The 11,322-nt window shown below is 69.9% G+C and carries 10 protein-coding genes; 9 read left to right on the forward strand and 1 reads right to left on the reverse strand.

Going from position 1 to position 11,322, the window contains the following annotated elements; genetic code table 11:
• The 4 genes from AC5L38_RS19920 to AC5L38_RS19935 form a co-directional block, all read left to right on the forward strand.
• Positions 1-986: arabinan endo-1,5-alpha-L-arabinosidase (locus tag AC5L38_RS19920; protein ID WP_495244297.1), on the forward strand; the 986-nt coding region annotated here is incomplete at its 5' end.
• Positions 987-1,058: 72 nt separating this feature from the next.
• Positions 1,059-2,522 (forward strand): family 43 glycosylhydrolase, encoded by a 1,464-nt coding sequence (locus AC5L38_RS19925; protein ID WP_495244298.1) that lies wholly within the window; start codon positions 1,059-1,061, stop codon positions 2,520-2,522.
• A gap of 244 nt (positions 2,523-2,766) precedes the next feature.
• Entirely contained in the window at positions 2,767-3,096 is a 330-nt protein-coding gene (locus AC5L38_RS19930) for a hypothetical protein (RefSeq protein ID WP_495244299.1), read from the forward strand.
• Positions 3,093-4,226, forward strand: coding sequence for a substrate-binding domain-containing protein (locus AC5L38_RS19935; protein ID WP_495244300.1), 1,134 nt, complete (start codon positions 3,093-3,095; stop codon positions 4,224-4,226). The genes AC5L38_RS19930 and AC5L38_RS19935 overlap by 4 nt, the downstream gene beginning before the upstream one ends.
• A gap of 9 nt (positions 4,227-4,235) precedes the next feature.
• On the opposite strand, the gene AC5L38_RS19940 is transcribed toward AC5L38_RS19935, so the two are convergent.
• Positions 4,236-6,134, reverse strand: a complete 1,899-nt coding sequence (locus AC5L38_RS19940) for a DUF2264 domain-containing protein (RefSeq protein ID WP_495244301.1) — start codon at positions 6,132-6,134, stop codon at positions 4,236-4,238.
• Between the two features lie 271 nt (positions 6,135-6,405).
• Here AC5L38_RS19940 and AC5L38_RS19945 point away from each other — a divergent pair, with 271 nt between their 5' ends.
• The 5 genes from AC5L38_RS19945 to AC5L38_RS19965 all read left to right on the forward strand — a co-directional run bounded on the left by AC5L38_RS19945 (position 6,406) and on the right by AC5L38_RS19965 (position 11,294).
• The gene (locus tag AC5L38_RS19945) at positions 6,406-7,386 is read left to right on the forward strand and encodes a hydroxyacid dehydrogenase (RefSeq protein WP_495244566.1); all 981 of its coding nucleotides are present in this window, start codon (positions 6,406-6,408) and stop codon (positions 7,384-7,386) included.
• A 30-nt stretch (positions 7,387-7,416) separates the two neighbouring features.
• On the forward strand, positions 7,417-8,718 hold the full coding sequence (locus tag AC5L38_RS19950) for an ABC transporter substrate-binding protein (protein WP_495244302.1): 1,302 nt from the start codon (positions 7,417-7,419) through the stop codon (positions 8,716-8,718).
• 70 nt (positions 8,719-8,788) lie between these two features.
• Positions 8,789-9,724 (forward strand): carbohydrate ABC transporter permease, encoded by a 936-nt coding sequence (locus AC5L38_RS19955; protein ID WP_495244303.1) that lies wholly within the window; start codon positions 8,789-8,791, stop codon positions 9,722-9,724.
• Complete coding sequence (locus tag AC5L38_RS19960) at positions 9,721-10,620, forward strand: carbohydrate ABC transporter permease (RefSeq protein WP_495244304.1); 900 nt, start codon at positions 9,721-9,723, stop codon at positions 10,618-10,620. Before AC5L38_RS19955 ends, AC5L38_RS19960 begins: the two co-directional genes overlap by 4 nt.
• The gene (locus AC5L38_RS19965) at positions 10,617-11,294 is read left to right on the forward strand and encodes a hypothetical protein (RefSeq protein ID WP_495244305.1); all 678 of its coding nucleotides are present in this window, start codon (positions 10,617-10,619) and stop codon (positions 11,292-11,294) included. The genes AC5L38_RS19960 and AC5L38_RS19965 overlap by 4 nt, the downstream gene beginning before the upstream one ends.
• Positions 11,295-11,322: the final 28 nt, after the last annotated feature.

The raw sequence follows: 11,322 nt of genomic DNA on the forward strand, positions 1-11,322 counted from the left end.
CCGACGGCGGCCGGCTGTCGCAGTACACCGACCTCGGCGGCGCCAACCAGCAGTGGCAGCTCGTGAAGCTCGGCGGCTCCGGTGACCCCACCACCCCGCCCCCCGCCTACCCGGGCCCCGGGTATGTGACCGGCGACGTCGGCGTGCACGACCCGGAGGTGACCAAGACCCCCGGCGGCACCTACCTGCTGGCCCACACCGGTGACAACATCTCGCTCAAGACCTCCACCGACCGCACCACCTGGCGCAACGCCGGGTCGGCCTTCCCCGGGGGCGTCTCGTGGGCGCACCCCTACACCGGTGGCGGCAACCACGTATGGGCGCCCGACATCACCTACGTGAACGGGCGCTACTACATGTACTACTCGGCCTCCAGCTTCGGCTCCCAGCGCTCGGCCATCTTCCTGGCCACGTCCACCACCGGCGCCTCGGGGTCGTGGACCCACCAGGGCCTGGTCGTCGAATCCCGTACCGGCGACACCTTCAACGCCATCGACCCCAGCATGACCATCGACGCCCAGGGCCGCTGGTGGCTGACCTTCGGCTCGTTCTGGTCGGGCATCAAGCAGATCCGGCTCGACCCGGCCACCGGCAGGCGCACCGGCACCACCCTCACCGGCGTCGCCGGCCGAGGCGGCGGCGCCATCGAGGCGCCCACCCTCGTCCGCCGCGGCGACCACTACTACCTGTTCGTCTCCTTCGATTACTGCTGCCGGGGCGCCTCCAGCACCTACCGGATCATGGTGGGCCGCTCCACCTCGGTCAACGGCCCCTTCACCGACCGCAACGGGGTGGCGATGAACTCCGGCGGCGGCACCGAGATCCTGGCCGGCCGCGGCAGCGTCCACGGCCCCGGCCACCAGACCTATCTGGACGACAGCGACGGGTCGATCCTCTTCTACCACTACTACGCCGACAACGGCGCGTCCCTGCTCGGCGTCAACAAGCTCGGCTGGGACTCGGCCGGCTGGCCCTTCGTCCACTAGCCCCCCAGGACCAGGGCACGGCCGACCCGATCGCCCCGCCACCCATGTCCCGAACGATGTCAGGAGTGACTCTTGTTACTGTCCCCTCCCCGAGGAACGGCATGGCGAGTCCTGCTGCTCGCCCTGGCCGGCGTGCTGGCCCTCTCCCTGGACACCGCCGTCGGCCCCGCTCGCGCCGCGGCGGCGCCCGGGCCGTCCTTCACCAATCCCGTCGTCGGAACGCCCAACAGTGCCGACCCGACGCTGGTGTTCCACAACGGCTTCTACCACTACGTCGCCACCACCTGGTCGGCCGACGTCGTCATGCGCCGCTCCGCGACAATCGCCGGGCTGCGCAGCGCTCCGGAGCAGGTCGTCGTGCGGACCGGTGGCAACACGATGTGGGCCCCGCATCTGGAGATGGTCGGCAACCGCTGGTACCTGTACTACTCGGTGGAGCAGGGCAGCCTGCCCCGCCGCACCCACGTCGCGGAAAGCGCCGGCTCCGACCCGATGGGCCCCTACACCGTCCGCGGGATCGTCGACCTGATGCCCGGCAACGGGTGGGCGATCGACGCCAGCCTGCTCAAACTCAATGGCAACCTGTACATGACGTTCTCGGCCTTCGCCTCCGACGGCCTGCAGTCACTGTTCATCGCGCCGATGTCCAACCCGTGGACGGCCGGCGCCTTCGGGACGCGGATCTCGGCTCCCACGCAGGCCTGGGAACGCCAGGACGGCGCCGTCAACGAGGGCTCCTTCGCGCTGCAGCGAGGCGGCCGCACCTTCCTGACCTACTCGGCCAGTCACTGCAACGGCCCCAACTACAAGCTCGGCATGCTGGAGTACCGTGGCGGCGACCCGCTAGCCGCCGGTTCCTGGACCAAGTTCGCCAACCCGATCTTCCAGCGCAACGACGCGAACGGCGTCTACGGCCCGGGACACCACTCCTTCTTCACCTCCCCCGACGGCACCGAGACCTGGATCGCCTACCACGCCAACTCCTCCTCCGGTCAGGGGTGCGGCACCACCCGCACCACCCGGGTGCAGAAGATCTCCTGGAACGCCGACGGCACCCCCGGCCTGGGCGTCCCGGTGTCGACCTCCACCGTGTTGGCGGGCCCCTCGGGTGAGACCACCCCCGCCACGGCGCGGATCCGCAACCGGCACAGCGGCCTGTGCCTGGACGATTACAACGCGGTGACCACCCCCGGCGCCGAGGTGCGCCAGTGGACCTGCAACGGCCTGGCCGTCCAGGACTGGCAGGTCACCCCGGCCGCCGACGGCTACTCCACGATCACCAACCGGCACAGCGGCCTGTGCCTCGACAACTACAACTGGGGCACCGCCGCCGGCTCCGAAGTACGGCAGTGGACCTGCAACGGCCTGGCCGTCCAGCAGTGGCGGATCACCTCCGCGGGAGGCGGCTACTCCACGATCACCAACCGGCACAGCGGCCTGTGCCTGGACAACTACAACTGGGGCACCGCGGCAGGCTCCGAGGTGCGGCAGTGGACCTGCAGCGGCAACAACGCCCAGCAGTGGACCGTCTCCTGACGAGAAACAGGGACACCGTCCCGCAGGCGCACGGCCTGGTGCCGGCGGATGCCAGGTCGTGAGACCTCGGCGGCGATCCGGAGGAGCGGGTGAACCGGATCGCCGCCGGGCGGGAAGGTACGGGAACGGCGGCCCCTCACCTGATCGAACAAACATCGTTTCGATCATTCTGTTCCCGGAGTCCGTCAGGGGATCAACTTCGATCAGGTTCGATCGGTACTATGAGGAGGCACCGAGGAGGACCATGACCAGTACGGCGGCGCGCGGCTCCCGCGTCCGGCTCGCGGAGAGCGTCGCTTCAGGCCCACTGCTCGGCAGGTGGGGGACGACCGCCTCGCCGGGCGCTCTGATCGACGTCCTGGCGCGTCCCGACCGTGCGCTGCCCCTGCGCTCCCTGAGCGGCGAGCCGCCGGCGCGGGCGCTGGAGCGCGTGCGGGAGCGGGCGGAGGCCGAGCGCGAGCTGGACGATCCCCTGCTCGTCGCGGTGCGGGGCGACCGGCTGACCCGGTTGCGGCTGGAGCTGCCCGGCACCGCGAGCGGATCGCTCCTGGTACGCGTGGAGGTGCGGCCATGACCCTGTCCGGCTCACCGGCCTCGCTGCCCGACGAGCGCCGCACCCGGGTGGTCGAGCTGCTGCGGCGGCATGGCTCCGTCCGGGTCGCCGACCTGGCCGAGGAACTGGACGTCTCGGTCATCACCGTCCGCCGTGACATCGCGCTCCTCGCCTCGCAAGGGCTGATCCGGCGGGTGCGGGGCGGGGCCGTGTCGCGCGGCGGCGCCCCCGCCGTCGAGTCCGGCGAGTCCGATGAGGAGGCCTCGCCCCGGCCGGTCGCCGAGGGCACCGGCGACGGACGGCGGCTCACGATCGGGATGGTCGTGCCGTCGCTCGACTACTACTGGCCGGAGGTGATCCGCAGTGTCCGCGAGGCCGCCGCGGCGGCCGGAGCCAGGATCGTGCTGCGCGGCGCCACCTACCAGGCCGCCGACGAGCGGCGGCAGTTGTCAGGGCTGATGGACCTCGTCGGCGTGGACGGGCTCCTGGTCGCGCCGACCACCACCGGTGACGACGGCGAGGAACTGGTGCGCTGGTTGCGGCAGGCACCGGTGCCGGTCGTGCTCATCGAGCGGGCCGCCGCCGTCGGGCCGTACGAGGAGACCATGGAGTCCGTCATCAGCGATCACGCGCTGGGGGCGGCCATGGCAGTGCGCCACCTGGCGACGCTGGGACACCGGCGGATCGGGGTGGTCACGACCGTGCACAGTCCGACGACGCCGCACGTGCGGCGCGGATGGCGGCAGGCCTGCCAGGAGCTCGGTCTGCGACTCGACGGCACCCCGGACCTCACCACCGTCGACCAGCGCAACCCCGAGTGGAACGAGGTCATGGACCAGATCCTCGGTTCGTGCCTCGACACGGGCACCACCGCCCTGCTGGTTCACTCCGACCCCGAGGCGATCAGCCTCGTGGAGCGGTGTCAGGAGAGGGGGGTCCGGGTGCCCGCGGACCTGGCGGTGGTCACCTACGACGACGAGGTTGCGGAGCTGTGCGATCCGCCGCTGACGGCGGTCCGCCCGCCCAGGAAGGCGATCGGGCGGGCGGCGTTCGGCCTGCTGTGGGCTCGACTGACGGATCAGGACCCGCATCGGCCGACACATCGCGTGGTCATCGAGCCTCGGCTGATCGTGCGCTCCTCCTCGTCCTGAGGCAGGGCCTCACGGCAGGAGGGACACGGGATCCAGCGTGTCCTCGGCGCCGTCCGGCCAGAGGACCCGGGCGGCCGCGTTCGCCCAGCTGACCTCCGGAGGGGCCGAGGGCGCACTCGAACCGAGGTGGATGCGCACTTCGTACCATCTGTGCGGCTCGGCGGCCGTGCTGGTGCCGCACCAGGGAACGAGGGTCCGGTCCGACAGCGGGGTGGCGTTCTCGGCGAGCGTCACGTCCGACAGGTCGAGGCCGGGGCCGGGGACGATGCGCGAGATCAGCCGTGACGACGCGGTGGCGGCGGGGACGGGCCAGCCGCCCAGGCGCAGGGGGGCCGCGCACGGGGGCAGGACGCGGACCAGGCGAACCTCCCACGCGCCTCGCGACGCCGACAGGACGGTGATCCAGGGCCCCAGGACGGCGGCGCCCGGCCGGCCGTAGCCGTGGTCGGCGGTGTCGGGATCCGGGTCCACCCAGTGGGCCCGCCAGCGGGAGGCGCCGACGGCGGTGCCGGTCGGCAGGAGGTCCACGAGGAGGGTCTCGAAGCCGGTGCGGTGGCTGGGCCGGCCGTCCGGGTCCAGAAGCGTGACCGACTGGTCGAGGGGATCGCCGGCGTGCGGGCCGGCCAGGACGGGCGAGGTGGCGCTGGAGTATCCGAGGCGGGCGTACAGCGGCGAGTCGGCGCGGTGGTCGCCGGGTGTGGCGTGGTCGGTGCCGTGGTTGACGACGCGCACGACGCCGTCCGCGCGGGTGCCGGAGACCAGCCAGCCCGGCGATCGGATCACGAGCTGGAAATCCTCCCGCTCGACCGGCAGCGGCTCCTCGACCGAGGTCCACACGGGGTGGTCGGCGGGCAACGCCAGTCCGTAGAGGCCTTTGGCGGCCCAGTACGGGGAGCCGGTGCCGGAGTAGGACTGGGCGATCGGCCGCCAGGGGCCGTGCCAGCCGAGGGTCAGGATTCCGTCGTCGTCGGGGCTGCCGTGCTCGGCGAAGTGGCGGGCGATGCCGGAGGCGGCGCGGCGCAGGAGACCCGGCGAGGGAGTCGCGACACCGGCCCGCGCGCCCGCCCAGAACTGGGCGGCGGCCGCGAACCGGTAGGTGAGACTGCGGCCCTGCACGAGCGGGGAGCCGTCGGCGCCCACCAGGTGCACGGCGTCGTGAAGGTAGCGCGTGAACCGGGACAGGTAGGTGGCACGGCGGGTGTCGGCGGCCGGGTCGCCGGCCGCCATCTCGGTCCACAGCAACGGGTAGAAATGCAGGGCCCAGCCGACGTAGTGGTCGTAGCCGCGCCGCTCGCCGTCGGAGTACCAGCCCTCCTCCCGGGCGAAGCCGTCGGTGACCGCGAGCCCGGTCTCGACGTCCGGACGCGAGGACGGGCCGCCCACCGAGGCGAGGAACTGCTCCACCACGAGCTGGAACCAGATCCAGTTGATCGGCGGATACCGGCCGCCGATCGCCGGGGCCAGATAGCCGATCACCCGCTCGCGCACGCCGTCGTCGAGGCGGTCCCACAGCCACGGGCGGGTGAGGTGCAGAACCAGCGCGATGGAGGCGGCCTCGACCTTGGCCTGGTCGTGCTCCTCCAGCCGGACCCAGCGCTCGGGAGAGGCCGGATCGGTCCCGGCCGCCAGGCCGCGTGCGTACCACTCCAGGTAGCCGTGCGGGTCGCGGCCACCGTCCCCCGCGACCCGGAAGCCCGCGGCCAGGAATGTCCGGGCGAATCCTTCCAGCGCGTCGACGTCCGGCCCGTACCCGCCAGGCTCGCCGGGAAAGGAGATCCGCGCGTGCGAGGGGGAGGCGTACCGCCGCGCGGACAGCAGCAGGTGGTCGGCCAGCGCGACCCAGTGATCCCTGGTCCAGCCGGTGTACGGCGAGAGCCGCCGGTCGTCCAATTCCCGCAGCCAGCGCATCAGGCCTCCTGTCGTGACTCCGAACGAAACTCCGCGATGCTGGCACCGTTTCGGCGAACACGTCAAGCAGCAATGAATCAAAAGCGTTCATACTGATCATCGCTGACGGCTGCCAGGATCCCCGGATGATCGTATTGATCAATAGCGATCATATTAGCGTTAACAATCTATTGACCTGATTGAAACGATCGGTCATGATCGGCGGCACTGGCAAGCACTGGCTGACGAGAGGACCGGTGTGAGAGACCGACGATCACAGGCTCTGCTGGTGATGGATCCCGTGTACGTCGATGTGCAGTTCCAGGAGCCACAGCTGCGGCGGTTGCGCGATCTCGTCGAGCTCACCGACCCCATGGCGACGGCGGACCTCGACGATCCGCTCGTGCGCCGCCGGCTACGCGAGGTCGAGGTGCTCGTGACCTCGTGGGGCTGTCCTCCGCTCACCAAGGAGCGGCTGGACTGCGCGCCGGAACTCCGGGCGATCTTCCACTGCGCGGGAACGGTGCGCCCGTTCGTCACCGACGAGGTCTGGCGGCGCGGGCTGCTGGTGACCAGCGCGGCGGACGAGAACGCCGTCCCGGTCGCCGAGTTCACCCTCGCCGCGATCATCTTCGCGGGCAAGAAGGCTCCGTTCCTGGCCCAGGACGCGCGCAGACATCGTGACGACTGGTCCTACCTGGAACGGCGGGGCGAGCTGTCCAACCGCGGGCGCACGATCGGCGTCGTCGGCTTCTCCCGGGTCGGCCGCCGGGTCGTCGAAAGGCTGCGCAGCCTGGAGGTGGAGACACTGGTGTACGACCCGTACGCCGGCGCCGCCAAGGTCCGTGAGGCGGGCGGCCGATCTGTCGGCCTGACCGACCTGCTGACGCGCTGCGACGTGCTCACCCTGCACGTCCCGGAGCTTCCCTCCACCCGTCACCTCATCGGGGCGCCGGAACTCGCCCTGCTGAAGGACGGCACGACCGTCATCAACACGGCGCGCGGCACCGTCCTGGACACCGCCGCCCTGGAGACCGAGTGCGCGAGGGGACGCCTGGACGCGATCCTCGACGTGACCGACCCGGAGCCGTTGCCCGCGAACTCGCTCCTGTACGACCTTCCCAACGTCATGATCACCCCCCACATCGCCGGATCCCTGGGATCGGAGACCCGGCGAATGAGCGACAGCGCCCTCGACGAACTCGAACGCTACCTGTCCGGCCGTCCGCCGCGTGCGGTGGTGACGGCCGACGAGTTCGCCGTGAGCGCCTGAGCCCGGCCTCAGGGAAAGGAAACCAGCCCGATGCTCAATCCCGTTCCGCCCGCCAGGACCCGAACACCGCGCCACGTCGTGAAGGCCGCGGGGATGACCGTCATCGCGCTCGCGCTCGCCGCGTGCGGCGGCTCCGGCGAGCCGGCCGAGGGCGGCGGCGGACCCACCACCCTCACCGTCACCGTGTGGAACCTCGCCAAGACCCCCGAGTTCACCGCGCTGTTCCAGGCGTTCGAGAAGGCGAATCCGGGCGTCAAGGTGAAGCCGGTCGACATCCTCGCGGACGACTATCAGGACAAGGTCACCACCATGCTCGCCGGTGGCGACAAGTCGGACGTGATCACGATAAAGAACGTGACGGACTACGCGCGCTACTCCAGCCGCGGGCAGCTCGTCGACGTCACCGATCTCGCCACGTCGGCCGACGCCGCCAAGCTGGCGGGCCTGCAGGCCTACAGCGTCAACAACACCTACTTCGCGCTCCCGTACCGCCAGGACTTCTGGCTGCTCTACTACAACAAGACCCTGCTCGACAAGGCGGGCATCAAGCTCACCGACGCCATGACGTGGGACGACTACGCCAAGTACGCCCAGCAGCTCACCGGGGACAAGGACGGCAAGAAGGTCTACGGCACCTACCACCACACCTGGCGTTCGGTGGTCCAGGCGATCTCCGCGGCGCAGACGGGCGGCGACCAGCTCGGCGGTGACTACACCTTCTTCACCGACCAGTACACGATGGCACTGGACCTGCAGAAGAAGGGGGCGGTCATGGACTTCGGCACCGCGAGCGCCCAGCAGGCCGACTACCGGAACATGTTCGGAACCGGCGCGGCGGCGATGATGCCCATGGGTACCTGGTACATCTCGGGCATTCTGGAGGCCAAGAAGAAGGGCGAGAGCACGGTCGACTGGGCGCTCGCCCCGATGCCGCAGCGGGCGGGCTCCGGCGAGGTCGTCACCTTCGGTTCCCCGACGGGGTTCGCGGTGAACAAGCGGAGCGAGTCCGCCGACCTCGCCAAGAAGTTCGTCCAGTTCGCCGCCGGTAAGGCGGGCGCGGAGGCGATCGCCCAGGTGGGCGTGGTGCCTGCGCTGCAGGATCCGGCGATCACGGAAGCCTACTTCAAGCTCGAGGGCATGCCGTCGGACGAGCTGTCGAAGAGGACGTTCGAACCCGGCAAGGTCGTGCTGGAGATGCCGGTGAGCGACAAGAGCTCCGACGTCGACACCATCCTCAACGAGGAACATCAATTGATCATGGTCGGTGAGAAGTCGGCCGCCGACGGCATCCGCTCGATGAACGAGCGCGTCAAGAACGAGGTCCTCAACTAGGGCGGCCGCGGCGGGCTCCGTGGTCCGCCGCCCGTCCACCTGGTCTGCGAAGGAGTCACGAAGGACGACCATGACCCATGTCATGCCGCAGCCCGCGCCGACCGGGCCGGGCGAACCTCGGGTGCCCCACGGCGGTCGGGCCTGGCGCAACACCCTGATCGGGTGGAGCTTCATCCTGCCGAACTTCCTGGGCTTCGCCCTGTTCACGCTCATCCCGGTGATCGCGGCGTTCGTGCTGGCGTTCATGGACTGGGACTCCTACGGAACGCCCGAGTGGGTGGGGCTGAGCAACTTCGAACGATTGTGGGGGGACGAGAACTTCCACGTCGCTCTTCGCAATACGTTCTACTACGCGCTCGGCCACATCCCGCTGACCCTGATCGCCGCCCTCGCCCTGGCGCTGGCGCTGAACCGGCGGCTGCGCGGGGTGAACTTCTTCCGCAGCGCGGCTTTCTTCCCGTACATCACCTCCCTGGTCGCGGTGGCCGTGGTCTGGAACATGCTGTTCAATCCGACGGCGGGACCGATCAACCTGTTCCTGGAGGCGATCGGCGTCCAGGACCCCCCGCGCTGGATGTCGAGCACCGGCTGGGCGATGCCCGGGGTGATCATCACCAGTGTGTGGCGCGACATGGGCTACTACATGGTGCTCTACCTGGCCGGCCTGCAGACCATTCCCAGGGAGTACTACGAGGCGGCCAAGGTGGACGGGGCCAACGCCTGGCAGCGGTTCTGGGGCATCACGTTGCCCTCGCTGCGGCCCACCACCTTCTTCGTGCTGGTCATGCTGACCATCCAGAGCTTCAAGGTGCTCGACCTGATCATGGTCATGACCGGAGGCGGCCCCGGTCGCAGCACCCTGGTGCTGGCTCAGCTCGTCTACCGGGAAGGCATCGTCGAGGGCCAGTTCGGCTACTCGTCGGCGATCGCGCTCGTGCTGTTCCTCATCGTGTTCACCGTGACCATCGTCCAGTTCCGGATCAACGAACGGAGATACGCGTCATGACCACGTTGCGCGACGCTCCTTCGGCCACGGTGCCGCCGCCGCGACACGACGGGCCCACCGGACCGCCGGGCTCCCGGTACCCCGCCGCCCGCAGGACGCTGGCCTACCTCGGGCTCGTGACGGTGACGTTGCTGACGCTGGTGCCGTTCGGAATGATGCTGTCGGCCTCGCTCAAGCGCAACAGCGAGGTCCTGGCGGTCCCGATCCAGTGGATTCCGGACGAGCTGCGCTGGTCGAACTTCGTGGAGATCTGGGAACGCGTCCCGATGGCGACCTACCTGGGCAACTCGCTTCTCCTGTCGGCCACCATCACGTTCCTGCAGGTGCTGACCGGCAGCTTCGCCGCCTACGGGTTCTCCAAGGTCCGCTTTCCCGGACGCGACGCGCTGTTCCTGGGCTACCTCGCCACCATCGCGGTGCCGTGGCAGGCCTACATGGTGCCGCAGTACATCATGATGCAGCGGATGGAGCTGACGGACACGTACTGGTCGCTCATCCTGATACAGGCGTTCGGCGCGTTCGGCGTGTTCCTCATGCGCCAGTACTACATGTCGATCCCGGACGAATTGTGCGAGGCGGCCAGGATCGACGGGCTCAGCGAGTACGGCATCTACCGGCGGATCATCCTCCCGCTGTCGAAGCCGGCGCTCGCCAGCCTGGCGCTGCTGACGTTCGTCAACACGTGGAACGACTACATGGGGCCCTTCATCTACCTGACGAGCAACGAGCTGTGGACGGTGCAGCTCGGTCTGCGCTCCTTCGTCGGCCTGTACGAGGCCGAACACGCGATGATCATGACGGGTGCGGTGCTGTCCGTGCTGCCGATCCTGGTCCTCTTCCTGTTCGGGCAGCGCTACTTCATCCAGGGCGTCGCGACGAGCGGGCTGAAGGGGTGAGCACGATGCGCGGCCTGCTGCGGCCGGCCCGGCAGGAGACGTACGAGAAGGTCTTCGGCATGGTCTACGTCGCACTGACGACGAACCTGCTGCTGGCGATGTCGTGCGCCCCGCTGCTGGTGGCACTGGCCCTGGTACGGAGTCCGTCGACGTCGTGGCCGTTCTTCGCGGCGCTCTCGGCGGTGTGCGCGCCGGCGCTGGCGGGCGCGTTCCGGTGCTTCGCCCTGCTCGACGAGGGGTCGACGGCGGTGTTCGCGGCCTTCTGGAACGGTTACCGGCGGGCGGCGGCACGGGCACTGGTCACCTGGCTGACGGGCGCCGCGGTGGTGAGCGTGCTCGTGGTGGACGTCATGGTGGTCGGTGGCACCTCGTGGGGTCCGGCGCTGCTGCCGTTCTTCGTCACGGCGGGCGCGCTGGTCGTGGCCACGACGGTGACGGTACTGGTCGTGGTGGCCGAGTCGTCGCGTCCGGTCCGCGGCCTGGTCCTGCCGTGCCTGTACCTGGTGGCGCGTCGCTGGTACCTGACGCTGCCGACGCTGATGGTGCTGGCGCTCGCGGTCGGCGCGGTGCTGCTCAAACCGGTCTTCGGCGTGCTGCTGGGAGCGGCACCACTGCTCTACGCGGCCTGGGCCACGATCCGGTTCGTGGCCCTGCCGCTCCTGCCGAGACCCTGACCGGCCCTCACTCCCGGTCCGCGGCACG

The sequence above is a fragment of the Streptosporangium nanhuense genome, assembly GCF_059358815.1.